16 protein-coding genes are annotated in these 21,632 nt (G+C 43.0%); 6 read left to right on the forward strand and 10 right to left on the reverse strand.

The window, feature by feature from the left end; genetic code table 11:
• Window positions 1-30 precede the first annotated feature (30 nt).
• Window positions 31-1,635 carry a TIGR03016 family PEP-CTERM system-associated outer membrane protein gene (locus AVL57_RS13780; protein WP_231701218.1) on the forward strand — a complete coding sequence of 535 codons (1,605 nt, stop codon included), beginning with the start codon at window positions 31-33 and terminating at the stop codon, window positions 1,633-1,635.
• Between the two features lie 38 nt (window positions 1,636-1,673).
• Here AVL57_RS13780 and AVL57_RS13785 read toward each other — a convergent pair whose 3' ends face one another.
• Entirely contained in the window at window positions 1,674-2,747 is a 1,074-nt protein-coding gene (locus AVL57_RS13785) for an XrtA/PEP-CTERM system-associated ATPase (RefSeq protein ID WP_057790459.1), read from the reverse strand.
• A gap of 108 nt (window positions 2,748-2,855) precedes the next feature.
• Window positions 2,856-4,286: a bifunctional D-glycero-beta-D-manno-heptose-7-phosphate kinase/D-glycero-beta-D-manno-heptose 1-phosphate adenylyltransferase HldE gene (hldE, locus tag AVL57_RS13790; RefSeq protein ID WP_057790457.1), complete on the reverse strand. Its 1,431-nt coding sequence runs from the start codon at window positions 4,284-4,286 to the stop codon at window positions 2,856-2,858.
• Between the two features lie 37 nt (window positions 4,287-4,323).
• On the opposite strand from hldE, the gene AVL57_RS13795 reads away from it, so the two are divergent.
• Entirely contained in the window at window positions 4,324-4,710 is a 387-nt protein-coding gene (locus AVL57_RS13795) for a GIY-YIG nuclease family protein (RefSeq protein ID WP_231751123.1), read from the forward strand.
• Between the two features lie 138 nt (window positions 4,711-4,848).
• On the opposite strand, the gene AVL57_RS13800 is transcribed toward AVL57_RS13795, so the two are convergent.
• A complete protein-coding gene (locus tag AVL57_RS13800; protein ID WP_057790453.1) occupies window positions 4,849-5,754 on the reverse strand; it encodes a DUF350 domain-containing protein in 906 nt (301 codons plus the stop codon).
• Window positions 5,755-5,870: 116 nt separating this feature from the next.
• Here AVL57_RS13800 and glnE point away from each other — a divergent pair, with 116 nt between their 5' ends.
• Window positions 5,871-8,819 carry a bifunctional [glutamate--ammonia ligase]-adenylyl-L-tyrosine phosphorylase/[glutamate--ammonia-ligase] adenylyltransferase gene (glnE, locus tag AVL57_RS13805; protein WP_057796016.1) on the forward strand — a complete coding sequence of 983 codons (2,949 nt, stop codon included), beginning with the start codon at window positions 5,871-5,873 and terminating at the stop codon, window positions 8,817-8,819.
• Window positions 8,820-8,842: 23 nt separating this feature from the next.
• Here glnE and AVL57_RS13810 read toward each other — a convergent pair whose 3' ends face one another.
• The 7 genes from AVL57_RS13810 to AVL57_RS13840 form a co-directional block, all read right to left on the reverse strand.
• On the reverse strand, window positions 8,843-9,457 hold the full coding sequence (locus tag AVL57_RS13810; RefSeq protein ID WP_057790451.1) for a TcpQ domain-containing protein: 615 nt from the start codon (window positions 9,455-9,457) through the stop codon (window positions 8,843-8,845).
• 123 nt (window positions 9,458-9,580) lie between these two features.
• Window positions 9,581-10,507: an LpxL/LpxP family Kdo(2)-lipid IV(A) lauroyl/palmitoleoyl acyltransferase gene (lpxL, locus tag AVL57_RS13815; RefSeq protein WP_057790449.1), complete on the reverse strand. Its 927-nt coding sequence runs from the start codon at window positions 10,505-10,507 to the stop codon at window positions 9,581-9,583.
• Window positions 10,508-10,694: 187 nt separating this feature from the next.
• Window positions 10,695-10,961 (reverse strand): DUF3081 family protein, encoded by a 267-nt coding sequence (locus AVL57_RS13820; RefSeq protein WP_057790447.1) that lies wholly within the window; start codon window positions 10,959-10,961, stop codon window positions 10,695-10,697.
• Window positions 10,962-11,067: 106 nt separating this feature from the next.
• Window positions 11,068-11,595 (reverse strand): porin family protein, encoded by a 528-nt coding sequence (locus AVL57_RS13825; protein WP_057790445.1) that lies wholly within the window; start codon window positions 11,593-11,595, stop codon window positions 11,068-11,070.
• A 98-nt stretch (window positions 11,596-11,693) separates the two neighbouring features.
• Window positions 11,694-12,881 carry a hypothetical protein gene (locus tag AVL57_RS13830; RefSeq protein WP_138118207.1) on the reverse strand — a complete coding sequence of 396 codons (1,188 nt, stop codon included), beginning with the start codon at window positions 12,879-12,881 and terminating at the stop codon, window positions 11,694-11,696.
• A 3-nt stretch (window positions 12,882-12,884) separates the two neighbouring features.
• Entirely contained in the window at window positions 12,885-13,679 is a 795-nt protein-coding gene (locus AVL57_RS13835; protein ID WP_057790443.1) for an outer membrane lipoprotein-sorting protein, read from the reverse strand.
• Complete coding sequence (locus AVL57_RS13840; protein WP_057790441.1) at window positions 13,666-15,975, reverse strand: efflux RND transporter permease subunit; 2,310 nt, start codon at window positions 15,973-15,975, stop codon at window positions 13,666-13,668. The genes AVL57_RS13835 and AVL57_RS13840 overlap by 14 nt, the downstream gene beginning before the upstream one ends.
• Window positions 15,976-16,238: 263 nt before the next feature.
• On the opposite strand from AVL57_RS13840, the gene AVL57_RS13845 reads away from it, so the two are divergent.
• The 3 genes from AVL57_RS13845 to AVL57_RS13855 all read left to right on the forward strand — a co-directional run bounded on the left by AVL57_RS13845 (window position 16,239) and on the right by AVL57_RS13855 (window position 21,630).
• Window positions 16,239-18,488, forward strand: coding sequence for an acyl-CoA dehydrogenase (locus AVL57_RS13845; RefSeq protein WP_057790438.1), 2,250 nt, complete (start codon window positions 16,239-16,241; stop codon window positions 18,486-18,488).
• Window positions 18,489-18,691: 203 nt separating this feature from the next.
• On the forward strand, window positions 18,692-19,390 hold the full coding sequence (locus AVL57_RS13850; RefSeq protein ID WP_061997814.1) for a type 2 periplasmic-binding domain-containing protein: 699 nt from the start codon (window positions 18,692-18,694) through the stop codon (window positions 19,388-19,390).
• Between the two features lie 206 nt (window positions 19,391-19,596).
• On the forward strand, window positions 19,597-21,630 hold the full coding sequence (locus tag AVL57_RS13855; protein ID WP_231882108.1) for a putative bifunctional diguanylate cyclase/phosphodiesterase: 2,034 nt from the start codon (window positions 19,597-19,599) through the stop codon (window positions 21,628-21,630).
• Window positions 21,631-21,632 lie beyond the last annotated feature (2 nt).

Below are 21,632 nucleotides of genomic sequence, written 5' to 3' on the forward strand. Positions count from 1 at the left end.
GTGCACAGAAACATATCAAGAAAAGCATATTTGGCGATTGGTCTCGGTGCACTGTCGCCTTGTGTTTACGCTGAGCTCGATATAACTGGTTCCGCGCAAGGGAAGAGTATTTTCCAAGAAGTAGAGAGGCAGGATGAAGATACGCTGTCACTCACCACTTTCTCAGTAATACCTCAAGTAAATGCCACATATCAAACTCGTACTTTTAGTGGGCTGTGGTCGGGCACACTGACGCATTTAGAACGTGACAACGACGATATTGGCCAAACTCAAGACTACGCAGAATATAGTTATTCCGCGCAATGGGCACCTATTGGAAGAGCGTTGGTTTTCCAAGCGACCGGCGCACTAAATTATCGAAATGGAGACTCAAGTAGCTTTTTAGTTTCTGATTTCCTCACAAATTCGAACAGCTTAGCAAAAACTCGCAATAACACACTTTCATCGTCACTTCTTATCGAGAACAACAATTGGGTAAATGCTCAAGGGAGTGCATCATATTCAGATGTCGCCTCTGAATCCACGTCTGCGAATGATACCCCTCTCGACAATGACTCATACCAGTTATATGGCTCACTAACTAATGGGGAATATGCTAGATACTTAATATGGGAAGTAACGGGTTCATACCAAAATACAGCTAGCAACCAATCATCTCGTGGAGACTTCATAACGCGGTCTGCTGAAGCTTTTACCGACTTTCGTGTTCTGCAAAAATGGGCTATTCGGTTAACAGCTACTCATGAAGCGAATCAGATCTCAGATAGAACCGATACTAATAGTATAACTCGTGAGTTTAATTCCTATGGCGCAGGACTGACTTATCGTCAAGCTGAAAATAGATATATTGCACTTACGATAAACAGAAGTGATTCTGATACCAGTGAAGATGATGACGAGACCTTTGTCGGGCTCGATTTGTTGTGGGCATTAAGTTCACGTACTGAAATAGGTGGCAGCTATGGTCGTCGATTCTACGGTGACTCTGCTTCTGCCAATATGAGCTATAACTCAAAACATTTTAGGTCTTCGCTTTCTTATAGTGAAGATGTTACTAATACCTCTCGCTTGTTATCAAACCCTGAAAATTTGGGGGTTTTTGTATGCCCTGTAGGAGCAACATCTATCGCAAGTTGTTTTCAACCGGCAAGTCTGAGTTATTCACCTTCCGCTGATGAACAATTTGTTGAGTTGAATTCCCAAAATTTGGATTTCGACGACCGAATCATTCTCCAGAAGCGCACTAATTTCCAAATGGGCTACGATTTTTCAAGAGTAAATCTAGGCGTTTCGTGGCTATATTCTGAAAACGATTATTTAGATGAAGACAGGCTTCAGCGTACGCTCTCAATGACTACCACACTGTCTTATAAATTAGGTTCATATACAAATCTAAACACATCTTTAAGCTTTGCCAGAATTGATGGACAGTCTGAAGACAACACTTATGACGGCAGCAGTGATAACTTAAATGCGACCTTGGGTCTAGATAGAAGCTTCGGGAAGCACTTAGTAACAAGCTTGGACGTAAGCTATTTAGATAAGAGCGGAGATTTGTCGTTTGGTGGGGGTCTTTACGGCAGCGATTACACCGATAGGCGAATAACGCTTTCAGTTACCTACACCTATCAGTAATATGGAATCTCAGTAAATGGGGGGCAGTAAATGACTCTTTACTGGGTATCACTCTTATCCGTACTCTTCAGCCTTACGTAAGTTTTAAACTTTTTCTTCATTAGTTTATCTACATACTGCGTCATTTTAACTTTATGAGATATTGCGTCATCGAGCGCATCTACCAACTCTGCCAACATATCAAGATAGTACTTACTATCTCGTATGACATTACCGCCTGGTGTCATAATAGCTCTGCTTTCAGGGTGCCCTGCATAATCTTGGGTTTGGGATGTTGAATGACCCACCCCACTCTCTGGCTCAAACATTTCTGCTTTAACTTCATCTATCACTTCTTTAACGGCGTCTTCATCAAAGCTTTTAAGTTCTTCAAGAAAGCCGAACAGCATGATGCGATCCATCAGCGTATTTATTTTACGAGGCACACCGCGAGTAAACTGATAAATGCGCTCATACGCCCCTTCTGAAAATAAATCTTCGCCATTCCAGCCAGCATGATGTAAGCGATATTCGATATATTCTTTGCACTCATCTAAGGTGAGCGGCGCTAAATGGCATGAAGCCACAATTCGCTGTCTGAACTGCTCCATGTTAGGGGCACGCAAAATGGGCTGTAGTTCTTCTTGCCCTAGTAAAAAGCTTTGAATTAACGGCTTACCATTAAGTTGAAAATTAGACAGCATACGTAGCTCTTCTATCGATTCTAGCGGTAAGTTCTGCGCTTCATCAACAAGCAGTAGTGCACGGCGGCCTTGGGTGCTCAAGTCGTACAAGAACACCTCAAGCATCTTTAAAATTTCAGCTTTGCTTCTTCCGTCCGTATTTATATCAAACTTTGAGGCCACCATTTTAACCAGTTCATCAGGAGACAGCTTCGGCGTTACGATTTGAGCTGCGAAAATATCGTCTTGGATTTCAGCCAATAAACTATTTGCGACAGTAGTTTTCCCTGTACCTATATCACCCGTAATGACAATAAAACCTTCGGCCTGAGACAGCCCATATTGAAGGTATGACATGGCGCGTTTATGCCACTTACTAGCAAAAAAGAAACCAGGGTCTGGTGTTAACTGAAAAGGTTTTGCGTTAAGTCCGTAGTAACTTTCGTACATGCTCGTATCCGTTTAAAAAACTGCTTATGTTGCTAGCTCACCAATTAAGTGATGTGGCTAGCAAACGACTACATTTACTGAGATATAAATTTAAATAACGTCGAAACGCTAGGTTAGCTTATTACGTGTTATACGCTCTATGATTCCGGTGGTCGAAACGCCATCTTCAAACGTTAACACCTGCACCTCACCGCCGTTGGCAATGACTTCTTTGCCGCCAGCAATTTCATCAATTTTATAATCGCCCCCTTTCACCAATATATCTGGTAATAACGAGGCAATTAACCGCTGCGGCGTATCTTCAGTGAAGGGCACAACCCAATCCACGGCACTTAAACCCGCTAACACGGCCATACGGCGACTTGTATTGTTTACAGGTCGTCCAGGGCCTTTAAGTTTGGTGACAGACGCATCAGTATTTACCGCAACGATTAATCTGTCGCCTAACAATGCAGCTTCTTCTAAATACGCCACATGGCCGGAATGGAGAATATCGAAACAGCCGTTAGTCATTACAATACGTTCTCCCCTAGCTTTCGCCGCAGCCATCGCCATCTCAAGCTGACCTTCGGTCATTACACCGCCATCTAAATGAACAGATTGTTCACCTAAGGCTAGCGCCAATTCAGTATTGGTGACGGTAGACGTACCTAATTTTCCTACCACTACACTGGCAGCTAAATTAGCTAACACACATGCCGCTTGTAGGGGTAATTTACATGCTAACGCCACAGCTAATGTTGATACCACGGTATCGCCGGCACCCGTGACGTCATACACTTCTTTGGCTTTCGCCGGCAAATGAAACTCCGCGTTATTGCCTTCAAACAAGGTCATACCTTGTTCAGAACGGGTCAGTAGTAAAGCATTTAACTGCAAATCAGATTTGACCCGTTGTGCATTTTCAACCAATGACTTTTCAGAACTAGATTCACCGACTACATGATTCAACTCTTCCAGATTCGGCGTAATTAGCGTAGCATTAGCATATTTAGTGAAATCACTCCCTTTAGGGTCGACAATCACTCGCTTACCTTTTGCTTTAGCTGCTTGAATAAGTGCTTGAGGGTTGCTTAAACATCCCTTGGCGTAGTCAGACAATATAACAATATCAACATCATCAAGGGCGCCATCAAATGCGTTTTCTAGTTCAGATTTATCTGAATCAGCAAAGCTCTTTTCGAAATCAAGTCGAAGCAATTGCTGATTTCTGCTCATCACACGAAGCTTGGTTATTGTGTCTTGGCCTTCGACAGCGAAAAACTGGCAATCGATATCATAAGACTCTAAGCGCTCACGTAATAGTTTGGCATTTTCATCGTTACCGCACATACCGAGCAAGGTGACTTTAGCACCAAGGGTAGCCACATTCACCGCCACATTTGCCGCGCCGCCGGGGCGATCTTCAGAGGACTGCACATTTACTACTGGTACAGGGGCTTCAGGGGAAATACGACCTGTACCACCGCTCCAATAGCGGTCCAACATTAGGTCACCTACAATAAGCACTTTCGCTTTACTAAAATCTGGTAAAATCATTGATGAGACAACTTTATCGATGTATTTCAAATTGCCAATGAGTATAACAGCCAACAACGTGAATACCCACCAACAGCCTTCAACTTGGTATCTTTATCTTATCGAAAATAAACTAGGTCACTTGTATACGGGTATTACGACTTCGCCGGCGCGAAGAATATCTCAGCATAGAGGTGATATTGTTGGTGGTGCGCGGGCTTTGAAAGGAAAAGGCCCGCTTCACTTTAGGGCCATTTTTTTAATTGGTGATAGGTCGACAGCCTCGCAAATTGAATACAAAGTAAAGCGACTTTCTAAACAGAAAAAACGGGCTATCGTAAAACAGAAGGTTTTGCCCAAAAATTTATGTGGAAACCTTTGTGAAAACCTATGTGAAGATCTATGTCGAAACAGCCAGTATATTTCTCCTTGCGAGTATGAGTAGTATCGTTTTTAATTAAAGCTCTCAAGGTTGAACCACAAATATTTGCCGTGCATCTTTGCCATGAATATCTGAGGCTAGCACTTCCCCCCCCCAAAAAAAACATGCTTAAAGCATTACGCTAGTAGCTTACAAACTACATTAACCACCCAGCACACCATTTATCACCATGGCAGTACCTATGCTTAGTGTAAAGCCTAGCGACGCTACACCAACGTTGTGTTGTTGATCGACTTCTTGTCTAAAGTTCATTCCAAACAGAATCACTTTTTTGTTGATAAGCACCAGTATATGCAATGCGATTGCTAACGCTACACTTACCACTAGCCAGCCTGTTACATTACTTACATAACCTGAGGGGTTATAGATAAGTAAGTTTTTCGCCGCTGAAACAATCATAGCGGTGCCTAGTAAATTCCCCGAATGTTCGATAGCTAGGGCCAGTTGCCCTTTTCGCAAAGCACCTTGAAATGAATCGTTTTGATTATCTTTTGCATAGCGCACTTCCAAAATACGGGTCATCACCAATAACATGGTAAGTACTACCGAGAATCCTGTCACGATAGCGATAATGGCGTTCATGTCACTACCATCTACCCATACCATAATATTTTTCAGCACAATGGCGCTAGCGACTAAGCTTGCAGCATCTACCAGTGCAACACTTACGCTTCGCTCAGAAATCATGGCATGGGTATCTACGCGATTAAGCACTAGTTTGTCGTGGGCAAAACGACCAAACTTCACCAGCAGAATACCGACAATACCAAACGTTACCATACCAATTGCAGCTTCACTGTAGCCCTGCCCGATATGTCGACCTACTACCGAACTTAGCACGATACAAAGTGACAACATGCCACCGGCTATACTAATACCAAAAGCAAAATTATCTTTAATACCAAGCTCTTCGGTGACAGAGTTTTTTCGCATGAGCCCAGTCACCCACTTCATAACCACTAACAGTGCTAGGGCGATACTTACATCGATGGCAAGGTAAATCCATAAATCAGAACCAAGCGGCACGAGTTTAATTAAAGCATCCACGTAATATTACTCCTTTTACCTAAACACAACCTTAGGGTGGTTACGCCCTAAAAACTGTGACAGACTCTTTTTTATCTCAATGTTTTGAAATATTTATTATTGTCGAAGCCAGTATTATGCCAACAGACAACACAATTACCATGAGCAATGCACAACAAGCTAACGAAACCTGGGAAAAGCTTTCAGATAATGAACGCTTTAATAGTGACTTAGCGCATCATCGAAACGACTTCACCACCCTATTTGGCCGCTCACTATTTTTTGCAGAGACTTGCCTTCAGCACCCTGAGTGGGTTGGCGCTATGCTGATTGAATCTATTCCTGACGAGCCGCATACCTTTTACAATTATGCTGTTGCCCAAAAATTGGAAAATGTTAAATCCGAAGATGAACTGCTTATTGTCCTGCGCCAATGTCGCCATTTTTATATGGCTGCTATCACCTATCGCGACGGACTTAACAAACAGACTATTACGCAATCGTTAGCACAGGTTTCTGCGTTAGCTGATGTATTAATTACATCAGCTTACCAATGGCTTTACACCATGTTAAGTACAAAACATGGTGTGCCGTGGGGTGAAAATGGCCCTATTCATATGTACATTTTGGGCATGGGAAAATTAGGTGGCCGTGAACTTAACTTTTCATCAGATATCGATTTGATTTTTGCCTACCCCGAGAAAGGCATGACAAATGGCGAAAAGAAACCTATTGAAAATCAGCAGTTTTTTACTCGTTTAGCGCAAAAATTGATTCAAGCGCTCAACAAGGTTACACCGGATGGCCAAGTCTATCGTGTAGACATGAGACTGCGGCCATTCGGTGAATCAGGGCCTTTGGTGATGCACTTCGACGCCATGGAAGATTATTATCAAGAGCAAGGCCGTCATTGGGAACGTTTTGCAATGGTGAAGGCGCGGGTGATCAACGATGACAATTCAGAAGACGTGGCCTCATTAAACGCCATACTGACCCCCTTTACCTTCAGGCGGTACTTAGATTTTACTACCATCGATGCATTGAGAAACATGAAGCATCTTATCGCTACGGAAATTAGACGCCGACGCTTGAGCAACAATATTAAACTTGGAGCAGGCGGCATTCGCGAAGTTGAATTTTTTGCGCAGAGCTTTCAGCTTATCCATGGAGGCAGAGAGCCTGAGTTACAAAGTAAGTCACTACTTACTACCCTTGATAAGCTTGCTGATTTTGAAATTGTTGAACCTGATGTGACTGAACAACTTCGGACAGACTATCTCTTTCTTCGTAAAACTGAGCACACGCTTCAACAATGCCAAGACCGTCAAACTCAAACTCTGCCCGATAGTGAGTGGGAGAAAAACGCATTAATTGCCGTGCTAGGCTTCAGTTCTTATGACGCGTTTATGGCGAAGCTGCAAAGTACCATGTCTAGAATACATGGGCATTTCAATGAATTAGTTGAAGAGGCTAAAGATACTCACACTAGCGAAGATACGTTGTTTGAAGCATGCCGCGACGCCTGGCAACTTTCCCTCGATAAAGAGGAGTTTAGCACTACGCTAACCCCTTTCATTAGCGTTGAGGAAGCGCAAGGCATTTGTACCCAGCTACAAGAGTTTAAAACCAATCAGCGCGGATATCGAATGGGTCAAAAAGGCGAAGACACGCTTAATAAACTCATCCCCGAAATACTGTGTGTGCTGATTAAATTCGACCCCAGTAAAGCAAACAATGTACTAAAACGAATCTTCGGCGTGATAGATTCAATTACGGGCAGAACAACCTATTTAGACTTATTACTGGAAAACCCCAACGTGCTCCAACAGTTGGTTAAGTTATGTGACAGAAGTGAATGGATAGCGAATGAAATAAAACGCTTCCCGCTGCTGTTAGATGAACTGCTTACTCCGCTTTATTTGCAGCAACAAAACTCAGATATTACCACCAGTAAATACGAATACGCCCAAGAGTTACGGCAGACCATGCTGCGAGTTGAACACGACGATGTTGAGCTCGCTATGGATACATGGCGGCAGTTTAAGCTTTGTCAGCAACTGCGTATTGCAGCCAGTGATATCAGCGGCTCGTTACCTATTGCGAATGTAAGCGATAAGCTTACCGTATTAGCGGAAGTGCTTCTTGAGCACGTTATTGAAGCAGCGTGGCATCAAGTTTCAGCGCGCTTCGGTGTGCCGCGTCACTTGAATGATGACGAACTGGGCTTTGCGGTTATTGGGTATGGCAAGCTTGGGGGCTACGAGCTTGGATATGGCTCTGATCTCGACCTTGTGTTTTTGCACAATGCTCCCCGACAGTCCACCACCGATGGGGCTAAGTCTATCGAAGCCCAGCAGTTTTACATCAAACTTGCTCAGCGTATTATGCATTTGTTGAATACCAAAACCTTATTTGGTCAGCTGTATGAAACGGATTTACGCTTGCGTCCCTCCGGTAATGCCGGGCTGCTTTGTTGTCATATAGATGGGTTTGAGCGCTACCAACAAGAAGAGGCGTGGACATGGGAACATCAAGCGCTGGTGAGAGCCCGCGGCATTTGTGGTGATATATCACTGCTTAGTGCGTTTAATACTGTGCGTCATAACATTCTGTCTATTCATAGAGACCAGCCTACGCTATCTACTGAAGTGAGCGAAATGCGCGCGAAAATGCGCAAGCATTTACTTACTGCAAGTAATCAAAAAGTCGATTTAAAGCAATGTGTGGGAGGCATTGCGGACATTGAATTTATGACTCAGTACTGGGTGTTAGCCCATGCGAGCAAGATTGAAAGCTTAACGGAATTTTCAGACAATTTGCGTTTACTAGACGCTACCCATAACGCAGGCATTATTGATGAAAAACAATCTCACGCGCTGCAACAAGCTTACCTTGCGCTAAGAGAACAATATCATCACCTCACTCTTGCCGACACAAAGTATGCAGAGCAAACCGAGCATTTAAGCCAAATGAGAGAAACGGTAAGTGAATATTGGCGGGCATTGTTTGGCAGTGGTGCCGAGAGTGATGACAGTGGTGCCGACACTGACGGCAGTAATGATAATAATAACAAAGGTGAGCAGTAGCTCACCTTTGATTTAACTAATCGTCAACGAACTAGAGTACATCGGGTAGCTAAAAATTCGGTTTCTTCAGCGGTCACTACTAAGGAACGTTGCTCGGGGCATAGATAGGCATTCACCTGCCCTTCGAAGCTACTGTCGATAGCGCTAGCAATTTTTGCCAACGAACCGGCTACCGTATTATCTAACTGAAACTGATGTTTGATTATGAAGTCTTGCTCTAAATTCCATATCAGCTGCATTCCTTCGGCTTGCGCAAAAGTAGAGATAGCTTCTCGCAGCGTACTGCCTTCTTTAAAGGTGCGGAATTTTTGCTCGCCAGTCCAGCTAGTATCTACTGTCGTATTCAAGCTGGACATGCTTTCTAGTCGGCTATCAAGCTGAGGATCAACGCCACCAGTTTCGATGACAAAACTCCCCTGCTCTTCTTTTACTGGATCGGTGGAAGACATTCTAAATTCGCGGTAAAACTCGCTCAATCCCTTTGCCACCGACTTTTCTTCAACGGGTTTACCAGAAGGAACGTCATCACTGTTATTTTGTTGCAAATAAATCATCACACCCGCAATCACTATCAATACGAATGCTAGCGCAACGTGACGCGCCCAAAATAATGTATTTGAATAACCTTTTTTAGCCATGACTTTATTAATGCATCCAATAACTTAAACCCAAGGTACAGCTTACCTCGCTTTTACCTTACGCACAAAAAGCGCGCTACATCAGTAATTGTACACCTAACGATGTAATAGGTAACTGCTCCGTTAGTACAATGATGGGGTGTCTTTACTGGGTCTGGTTTTAAACCGCTTGTGCATCCACAAGTAACTTTCGGGCTGCTCCTTAATGGCCTTGTCGATATGGGTGTTCAATTCCGTTAATGCAGCAATATCGTCCATATCCCCTAAATGCGTCAATGGAGGGTATATTTTGATTTTGTAACCTCTCGCAGTGTACTGAGACGTAATTATCATGGGTACACTGGTAGAGCGACGAATAAACATCAGCGTAGCAGTAGTGGTCGCGGTTTCAGCTACCCCACCAAAGGGGACGAACACGCTTTGCTTTGGTCCGTAATCTTGATCTGGAAGGTACAAGCAAAGCTCTTTGTCTTCTAAGGCCATTAACAAGGCCTTGGCATTTCGCTTATCAATCATGTACTTATTTGAGCGGTTACGACCATGGTACTGTAAATAGTCGACTAGCGGATTATTGTGCTTTCTATAGAAGGCGATACTTGGGTGGAAATAACCAATCCCCCTGCATGCAAATTCAAGATTCATATTGTGCAGGGCCATACCAAAAACCCCATGGCCGCTGGCTATGGCCGCTTCAACATGCTCTGCACCTTCAATTTCTATGGCCTTTTTCACTCGCCAATCAGGCCACCACCACCCCATAGCCGTTTCAAATAACGCCATACCGGTTCTACGCACGTTTTCCTTTAATAGCGCCTGCACTTCTGACTCTGATAATGAAGGGTTCCAAAGTTCAAGGTTTCGCTTTGCTACGCGCACGCGCTTAGGAACAATTTTCGCAATCAGTTTACCTGCACCACCACCAATAAATCGTATGACTGGTAGAGGGAGCCAAGTGATGATGTAGAGAAGGAATACTCCTAGCCATACCGGCCAAAATTTTGGAGTAAGAAAAGACAGTTTGAATTTAGGAGCCTTAATTGCCGCAGCCAACGCACTCTATTCCTAACAAATTAAGAGGAGCGCTATTGTAGCAGACCAAATTAAAGTCGAAAGTGCGTTGGTGGAATAATTCGACACTACTGCCGTGGTATTTTGTTTTCAATGCGCCATGATGTGGTTTAACAATCTCGATAAACGTCAATTTTTGAAAGAAGGTTGCCCTCCCCAATCAAGCGATTTAGTGAGCGCCGTACTCTTTATCTATCTGCTTCAGCTTTTTCTCAAAAGTTTGAAAGTGATCGTCTTTTTCGTAATCAAAGTGATATTGATTATGGAAACCAAATTGCAGTTTACAATTTTTATCTTCAATAAATAGCGTGTAGCCATCGAGGTCGGTGTACGCAACGATACCATTTAGATGATACTGATCTTCTTTCTTATCACCGTTAGTTCGGATTTTTTCAAACACCTGTAATAGGAATTTACTGTCTAATTCATTTTTCATAAATGGTTCCTTAGTTTTTGACTAGCAACTCTTTTTACGCTGAATGATAGTGTTTGGATTACACCGCTATATTTGTATGTGTTTGGTCACCCAACCCTATTGAGCATTAAAAATTATAACGAAAGCCCAAAGACACTAAATGCGTTGATAGGTCGTCTTCCCCGCCTAAATATATATATTCCAGTCGCACCATAGATTTTAGACCAACATAATAATCAAATCCAAGGCCAGCAATACCTGCCACCACACCCTCGTCAAATGAGCATGCATCACCTGATAACGCTGAGTTGCCACAGTAACGCGTACTTGCAATATCAGCGTTTGCGATACCTAACTTATAAAACAGTTCCCCGTACTCGCTTTTCGCCTTTCCAAGTACAGCAAGGTAAAGCGCATCACCCGAAAGCTCGGTATCATCTTCGCTATCATTAGTTAAATTAAGGTAACCCACTTCTGCATACCACTGTCTATGGATTTGGCGCCCGAAAGCAACACTGTAAGCTAGCCCGCTATTCTCGACATTTGTGAACTCAAAATCACTAAACCCAACTGACGCAATACCATAATGAGTAGAAGCACTATGTGCGTTAAACATTGAAAAAAGCGCAATAAAACCAACGACAAACTGCTTCATTAAAACCTCAAGTTAGAACCACAAAAAATAACCCTAATAGTAAATAACTAGGGTTACGAGTGTAAATATTTAATTTAAATCAGAAATAACGCCTCGTACTAAAAAAAGTACTCAAGGGTAAATTGAAGATGATCATCTCTTCTTAGGAAATAAAAGGTATCGTCAGTATCATCACTTGAAAAGAAATAGCCATCCAATTTCCAGCGCCAATGAGGTGAAATACGACTAGACGCTTCAATAAATGCACTGGAGGTACTCGATTCATCTAAATCTTGCACGTATCCCATGAGCACTTCGGTTCCATCAATATCGTTAAAGATAAACCGTAAGCCCACCATAAGGTCATTTTGACCCACAGCAAAGAAGTTATCTTCGCGCTCATCGAACTGGTACTCACTCAATACGCCTAGGCCATATTGAGTATCGAATACGCCTTGTGTGGTGTATTCGAAACCTGTTACTACCGCAGTAAAATCTTCCGATTGTCCTTCACGATATATCGACTCAAATTTAAGTAACCACGCACCATATACGGTAAGTAAATCCACGCCTACCTGACTGATTTGCGCGTAATAGGGAAGAATCTCTGGCTGACCTTCTTCATTTATCGTAGTAACAAGTTCTGGCTCTCTGCTTGTACCTGAAAAATAAGATAGCCCCACTTCCCAATCACTGATACTTGATTGCCACCTCAGCGCATAATCAACATGGCTTTGTTCACCATCCGACTCGTACAAGGCTTCTCCTACAGCAATGGGCGGACGCAAACGTCCATCTGCACTTTCAAAGGTGCGCTCTCTAAAATAGGGCAACACAAATGCTGAAAACGTGCCGAAGTCACTAAAGTAAGAAACATTAACCATAGGCTGACCAAGTTTATCTTCGCCATCTACCGCTTCAATGGCATCGGTTTGGTTAACGATGTCAACCAGGTGAATAGACTCGGTTTGCCCCCAGAATACTTTTCCAATCCCTACTTTGGTTTCCCATGTGTCTGCCACATGCATCCATTGCAGTTCTCGAACATCGAAGTGTGTTCTTTCCTCATCGTGTTGGTCGGCCCTGAAAAAGGGCTTAAACAGCAAGCTGTCTTCACCATCATTCCACTCGGTATAAGTTTCGGGGCTAAAAAAGACTGAGCCGTAAGTTCTTTCTTGCACTTCGTAGAGGGCGTCTTGCATGAAATAGCGCAGCTCTCCACCGGCAGAGCCTGTTATTTCCGTATTGGCCAGTAGAGAGAATGAAGCCGTAATACTCGATACAAATAAAGCGATGGATTTAATCACGAACTACCGCGCTCTTTTTAAACTGTTTTTGTCAAAGTCTGATTCTGACAAGTCGGTATCAAAAACTAAGCTTTCTGTAATCAGCGACGTAGACTTACGCGTTTGTAAGTTCGTCATCTCGCTACGGATAGGACGCCAGTATTTCTCTTTATAAAGCTCGTAATCTTTTAGCTCAAGCACCTTAAGTAGCGCCCCTTTCTTATCGTAAAACTCAACTTTATGTACACGGTAGTGAGACTTATCAATCCATACTTTTTGCAGCGTATAACCCGAATAATCGTATTGAGGAACTTGCTCTAATACAAAGCACGCTTCACCATCAATCGTCTCGTCACCCACATAGGTATAAGAAAACTTCTCTACTTCGAACGATGTCATATCTTCAAAAGCAAACTCACTGCCGACAAAAGGTCCACTCTTGTTTTTGGACGCGATACGCTTTACCCGTTTTAAAGCAGGAAGAAATATCCACTGTTCATCAGCATCGAAAACATGGGAGAAGCTCAAAAATGCAGTCCCTTTTACATCCCGAGGCGATTGAAAAACCGTTAGTGCTTTATCACCATCATCGGTCAACTCCATCGATTTCACGTTGAGTTTGCGTGTTGCTTCTTGGCCTTGCGCATTGCGTAGTACCATTAAAATTTTGGCCTCTGAATTATTCCATCCACGATCTCTCGCTTTTCGCTCTTGGGCTATTTCCAGTCCCTTTGCGCTAGGCTCACTCTCGGCGGCAACGCCATTGAATGTGGTGATAGATATGAACGACGCCAGTAAAACAAGGCTAATGTATCTCACTATTCTTCTCCGGTAACGGGGTTTCATCTTTATCCAACCACATCAATAATGCAGGCAGGAAGATAAGGTCAACAGCCAAAGCCGCGATGATAATAATAATAGTTAATATGCCCATATGCGCATTCAGCATAAAGCTTGAAGACGCTAGCACACCAAAGCCGACTGTCAGCACAATTGTAGTTGTGGTTAATGCCATCCCAACCGTGTTAAATGCATACAGCACACTTTCTTTAACCGACTTACGTGTCAGCCTCGCCGACTGATACTTCGACAAGAAGTGCACTGTATCGTCAACAATAATGCCCATGGTCATACTGATAACCACCGACAGTGCCATATTAATTTGGCCAGAGATTAACCCCCAAACGCCAAACCCGATAGCGGCGGGTAGCAAATTAGTAAACAAGCTTACCAACCCTAGTCGCCACGAACGTAACGCGAACAATATCAAAACAGAAATAAGGACTAAGGCATAAATAGAGCCCTTTACCATACTTTCCATATTTCGATCGCCAATATGCGCAAACATTAATGGCGGACTTGCGGCTTCCAGACGGTTGTCGCTGCCAAGGCTTTTAAAATACGCTTTGGCATCAGACTCTAATGCGGTTAAATCTTTACTGCCTAAGTTATCAATAACGGCGATAATTCTCATTGCCGATTTATCAATATCTAACTGATTGCTTAAGTCTAGACCAAATGGCAGCGACATTTCGTACAGCAAAACATACTGCGAGGCCAGTTCCCCATCTTCTGGTAATCGATAATAAGTGTCGTCATCACCATGCATATTTTTATTTAACCGTTTTAATGTATCGGCAAATGACAGCACATGATGAACTTCTTCTTTATCGCGCAACCATTTAGTGAGTAATTCTACTCGCGCTAAAAAGTCAGGTTCTGTAGCACCATAAGGGGTATCAGAATAAATGACGAAGTCGATGTTAGACATACCACCAAGCTTCTCTTCATTTATTTCCACCGCTTGCCCAAACGTACTTCTATCGTCGAAGTATTTCACTGCAACATCATTTAGCTCGTTATTGGTAGCAAAAAAACTGATGCCTACAATCACTACCGCACAAATGGGTAACAGAGCTCGGTAATTCGATGTGACTTTATTTCCCAATCGCTCGAAGACCTTGTTATTTTTTGTTGTCTTCACTTTTAGTGGCTTCAATAGCAATAAAGCAGGCAGGAACCAAAGCGATAATACACAAGCGAGCATTACGCCAAATGCAGTCATGTTACCTAAATCGGACAAGACAGGAACGGCAGAAAAGTTCAGCATTAAAAAGCCAATCGCCGTGGTAACACTGGTGATAATAATAGGCTTAGTATTAATTCTTAAGCTTTCATTGATCGCATTAGCGTTAGTGAGGCCGCGCCCAAGAAAGTACTGCACACCCACAATAATGTGGATACAGTCAGCCACTGCCAGCGTGGTTATCATGGTGGGGGCGTTTACCGTAGCCGTACTTAAAAACATACCGAGCCAGCCAGATACACCGATGGACGTGGCGATAGAGACAATAACCACTAATAATGTGGCAAGCGCTGCAAACACGGAACGAACAATCACGCCTATCATGACAATGATAAGGAAAAACATGAGGGGAATAAGCGTACTTGCGTCTTGCTGTGCAGCCACCGCAAAGGCATCGTTCATTACAACCATACCGGTAAGGTAGATAGTGTGGCCGGGATATTTTCTCTCTAACTGCTGCTTTAACGCAGTGGCAGCTGTTGCGATTTCAATCACTTCTTTTGTTTGGTCGCCGTCAGGGAGTTGAATGGTCGTATTCACTACCAAAACATCCCCTGGGTACGACACTAACCTTCCGGTTAGTTCAGGGGTACTATCAAGTACATTTTTAATATCCGTTATTTCAGAATTCGAGAGCGAACCCGAAGTAATTAAGTCTTCTACAATAAGATCGTCATCTTCGGCGTAGGTGTATTGGAAGTTAGAGATGGATTCCACGCGGGTAGAAAGAGGGAGTTGCCATGCAGCTTCTGTAAGCTCAACAACTAAAGATAAGGTAGACGGTTTAAACACATTATCGTCATCTGGCACAACCATAAAAGCGACATTTTCGCTTTTATTAAATATGTTCTGCATTTCTTCAAAGGCAAGTCGTTGCGGATTGTCAGGCTCAAAAAATACTTTGTAGTCGCCCCGAAAGTATAAATTTTTAGCACCGACTATCGCAACTAACATCGCAACAATAACCACACAGATAGTTAACTTTGGTGACGCAAACCACCTTGATGTGTTCGATGATGTTTCTTGCATTACAACTTCCTGTAACTCGCTCTGTTATCGAAAGTTTACCTGTAAATGGTTAATAAACATAACTCAGTTACCAGAATATTTTTGGATGCTGCCTCACATTTGTTACATAAGCTCACATGATCCATTTACCGCGCTATCGTAATCGCTTCATTTTATTAAATTTTACATATACAACACTATTTATGAGCAATTTTTTTGATCTTTTCTGAAACTGATGTAGTATTAACACAATACAACTGGTCAGATGAGCGGATGAGTCAAATATGAGTATTAGAACTAGCTTAAAAAAAGTGTTACCACCAATTTCTGTAACAGAGCAGGAAGCGTTAGACGCAGGTGACGTTTGGATTGAATCTTCTATTTATCAGGGTAAACCTGATATGCAGGCACTTCGTGATATCCCTCAAGCAAAATTGAGCACTGAAGAGCAAGCATTTATGGACGGCCCAGTATCAGAATTACTGGGTATGATTGATGACTTCGAGTTAAACAACGGCGATCATATTCCTCAAGACGTTTTAGACTTCTTAGGTAAGAACCGTTTCTTCTCCATGATCATCCCTAAGAAATTTGGCGGCCTTGAGTTTAGCCCGTACGCTAACTCAACGATTGTTGCCACTATCGCAGCAAAATCTGGTGCAATCGCAGTAACCGTTATGGTACCTAACTCGTTAGGCCCAGGTGAGTTGCTGATGCATTATGGTACTACTGCCCAACAAGATTACTGGTTACCACGCCTTTCAGATGGCCGTGATATTCCATGTTTCGCCCTTACTAGCCCAGAAGCGGGTTCAGATGCCGGTGCTATTCCAGATGCTGCTATCGTCACCAAAGGTGAGTATAACGGCGAAGAAGTACTTGGTCTTCGTATCAGTTGGGACAAGCGTTACATTACGCTAGCGCCAATTGCTACTGTACTTGGCTTGGCATTTAAAGTATTCGATCCAGAGCAATTACTTGGCGACAAACTAGAGCTAGGTATTACCTGTGCCCTACTGCCTAAATCTCACCCTGGTGTAGAGCTTGGTAATCGTCACGACCCTATGGGCGTGCGTTTCTATAACGGTACCACTCGTGGCCAAGATGTATTTATTCCTATGGAATTTATCATAGGTGGTCAGAAAAATATTGGTCGCGGTTGGCAGATGCTAGTAGCGTGTCTTGGTGCAGGTCGTGGTATTTCACTTCCAGCGATGGGCGTTGCAACAGCACAATCTGCATTCAAAGGTACGGTTGAGTATTCATTTGTACGTGAGCAATTCGGTGTGCCGATTGGTCGCTTCGAAGGTATTCAAGAGAAGATGGCAGATATCGCAGGTAAGACTTTCTTACTTGAAGCCATGCGTGTACTTACCACTGAAGGCTTAGGCTTAGGTGTTAAACCATCGGTTGTTACTGCTATTGCTAAATACCATATGACCGAACTTGGTCGTGATGTGATGAACTCAGCTATGGATATTCAAGCAGGTAAAGCGATTCAGCGCGGCCCGCAAAATACCCTTGCAGGTGGATATGCAGCACTTCCTATTGCCATTACGGTTGAAGGTGCAAACATTCTTACTCGTAACCTAATGATTTTCGGTCAAGGTGCAATGCGTTGTCACCCTTACTTGAAAGACATGGTTGACCTTATTCACAGCAACGAAAGTTCTGCTGATAAAGAATTCAACAAAGTGTTACGTAAAACCGTTGGTTTTAGTGTTAAGAATGCATTTCGCAGCCTTGGTAAAGGTTACTTACCTTTCCTACGCGGTTCAGAGTCTGCACTGCCTGAAGTACGTAAGTATGAAAAGCGTGTAAACAGCATTTCAGCTAAATTAGCGCCACTTGCTGACTTATCACTAGCAGTACTTGGTGGTGACCTTAAGAAGGCAGAGTTACTTTCAGCCCGTCTGGGTGATGTGATGAGCTACCTTTACGGTGCAATGGCAGCCATTCGTTTTTACGAGCAGCGCATTGAAGATCGTAAACTTGCACTACCGTATTTCGAATACGCTATGCAATGGTCATTACAACAAGCTGATCAGGCCATTGTTAACTTCATCAACAATTTCCCGAACACACCGACTCGTGGCCTAATGCGCTTACTGACCAACACTTACTCAAACAGTGTTGCAGGTATCAGCGATGACCTAGTACGTGAATTGTCTATGGCATCTATGCAAGACAACAGTGTGAAAGCCCAGCTGACTCACTTAGTTCGCGTTAGCCCAGGTGATGGTAACGACATTAACGAGCAAGCGTTCAAAGCGAAACATGCGGTTGCACACCTGTTAGGTAAAGTGCAAAAAGCACTTCGCAAAGAGCCAGTGGTGCCGTTTATCTCGTTTGAACACGCACTGAACAAGCTTCAAGAAAAAGGTGTTATTAATCCCGAAGAAGCAGCACAGTTGCATGATTACAACGAAAAACGCCAATTGGCGGTTCGTGTTGATGAGTACACTTTCGACATGGAACTATTGCCAGCAACTGAGACGTTGCGCGCAATTGATGGCGGAAAAAACGCGGCTTAGTACTACTTATTTAGCTCGCTACTAATTGAAAGCTCTGGCCTATGGCCGGAGCTTTTTTGTATGTGAAAATGACTTTGCTGTAGCGCATAAAAGCGCAGCCTACCCTCTTTGTATATGCAAACCTACGCGGCTTGCACCAAAGTGTGAAAATTCCCCTTTTAACATCTACGCTTTATATATTCATTCTTATCCATAAAAAATTTATGCAAATACTAAAACTTCTTAGTACTGCTTTGTTTTTTTCTTTTATTTGCTCAGCTGATTGTTTAGCCAATGGGGCCGACGATTCGCCTATGCTTATAGGCTATATAGGGCACCCTAGAGTGGTGAGTCATTACAACGATATTATTGCCAGAACTTATAGCAAACTTGGTATATCCGTCGAATTTATTGAAGTAGGTGGGGAGAGAGGCCTTCGCTTGCTGGATGAAGGTGTGACAGATGCCGATACTATCCGCTACGAATTAGCCGCAAACGATTTTAGCAACTTTTTCGTCGTGCACCCCGTTATCGCAAAAGGCGCGACAATCTTATTATGCATGCGCGATAGCCCTTGTGTAGCCAATATACTTTCAAACCCAAAAATCGCCATTGCCGCTACTACCCGGTTTAACGTGAATACAGACCATTGCGGTCTTGTCATTACTGCAGATATCCGCGAATACGACCGCTTCGACCAAGTTGTGAATCTACTCGTTTCAGGTCGATACGACTACGCATTATTGCCGACCGACTTTTCCGATGAAGCTACTTTTAAAAATTTAGGTGCTCAACACCTTGTCATTGTAGAGCACGATATCGTTCATGTGGTTAACAATAAATATCTTCACCTGCAAGAGGACTTATCAGAGGCTCTGAGTGCCGTTTTAAAAGAAGTTAATGCAATTACGACCCGTAATTAACGCGATTGGCACTAAATGGCCGTTGCTATTAAAACGTTACTTCTTACGTCGCATAGCAATTTTGATGATTTGCGTGTAATTTAACCAAGGTAAGTGTGTAAATTTAAAGCAGTAAAAGCAATATCACTGCTATTGTTTACTAAACCAATAAAAACTTCACACCAAGTTTAGCTTAAAAGCTTATTGAGTTGGAACGTAGATTTATAGTGAAAAGTTTTGATGAACAAAGAGGTTCAACCTCCCCTATTCCTATAACGCCGCAAATGCAGCGCGACATGATAGATATGCTCAACAGTAATATGTTTACTGGTTTAGCCATGACTTTCGGCGCTTTCTTGGGGTTAACGTTCGGTTTCGATACCGAAGCGGAGCAGAGCTCAAAAATATGGCTTTTTATCGCAATGAGCACTGTTATTCTTCTTCGTTTTGCGGATGGCCTTTACTGGCTAACTAGATTAAAAGGCACTGAATATAATGTGCGGCCTGTAAAATTTAGGTTCGCGATTGGCGTGTATTTAGCCTCTGCGGTATGGGCACTTTATTCAATTCTTCTCTACGCAACAATGAACCCGGTAGAGTTAGCGACAACCATGGTTGTTTTAGGCGCGATGGCCGGTGGTGCAGCTTCAGTGTTAGCGCCGAGTAAAGTTTTCGTTTTTGTCTACACCACTTCACTGCTTGTGCCCATATCAATTATAGCCTTGTTTGACGATGACAGAAATTTTGTTGTTTTAGGAATATTAGGCCTTATTTTTTGTATAGGTATACTCGTTAGTTCCTTGCGTTACCACCGATTCTTTTTTGACACCGTATCGCTTAGGTATAAGAACAACCGTCTTGTAGAGCAAATGCAAGCCGATAGAAAAGAGACTGCCAAAATTAACGCTATGCTGCGTAAATCCAACGAGCAGTTAGATGATGCTAATGCCAATCTAGAAGATGAAGTAGAGAAACGTACCGCCGATATTTTTAGATTATCCAATAGAGATCCGTTGACCAATTTACTGAACAGAAACGGTCTGTTCAAACAGTTGAACACTCTCATTGAAAGCACCAAAGCACTTGATAATAACCTTGCGGTTTTGTTTATCGATTTAGATGGTTTTAAGCAGGTAAACGATAGCTTAGGGCATAAGGTCGGCGATATTGTACTTGCAGAAATTGCTAACCGACTCGCCGAATATTGTGAAAAAGATCATCTCGCCAGATGGGGAGGCGATGAGTTTGTTGCGGTAACCCCCTACGCTACCGTTCATACCGCAGTAGCCGTTGCCCATGCTATGCGTAGCGGAGTCACTGAGCCCATCATAGCTTTAGAAAACCAAATCACATTAGATGCCACTATCGGCATTGCCATATACCCTGAGCATGGCAACGACACCATGACACTTATTCAACAAGCTGACTTGACCATGTACGATCAAAAACGCAAACAAAGGGGCACTATCGGCGTTTTTAGTGAAGACTTACATGAAAAGATAAAGAGCGAACAGCGCCTTTGTGAACAATTAAGGCACGCCATCGATAAAAACGCATTTTCTGTGCACTACCAGCCTATTATTTGCGCCGATACGCAAAAATTAACATCAGTTGAAGCGCTACTTCGTTGGAATTGTGATGGCAAAGTAATCTCACCAGCGCGCTTTATTCCCCTTGCTGAACGCACAGGTTTAATGCCTGAGATTGGCGCTTGGGTGTTAAACCATGCCTGTATAGATGCAACAGAATGGCCATTCAAAGATGACATTGCGTTATCTGTGAATGTATCTATTAGTCAGTTGCTTGATGAAACCTTCATTAATACGCTAGATAAGGTGCTAGCATCTACCAATATTGCCCCTTCCCGTCTTTACTTGGAAATAACAGAAAGCGTTTTCGCCAACAATGTTAATGCGGTTGCCAGCCAAATACATAACGTTAAGGCGCGGGGTGTTAAGATATCAATCGATGACTTTGGTACAGGGTACTCGTCGTTGAGCAGATTGCAGTCAATGCCTTGTGATTTTATAAAAATTGATCGCTCATTTGTACAGAATACCAATGAAGGTAGTGATACTATTATGCGCGCAACCATGCTCATCGCAAACGAGTTTGGTTGTAAGACCATTGCTGAGGGCATTGAAACCTTAGACCAAATGAACCACATCAAAACCCTGGGTGTGGATTATATCCAAGGCTTTCTTTACGCTAAACCAATGCCATTGAGCGACCTTAAAACCTGGTATAACGAAAACAAATAACA

It is taken from the genome of Alteromonas stellipolaris (genome assembly GCF_001562115.1).
GTDB lineage: Bacteria > Pseudomonadota > Gammaproteobacteria > Enterobacterales > Alteromonadaceae > Alteromonas > Alteromonas stellipolaris.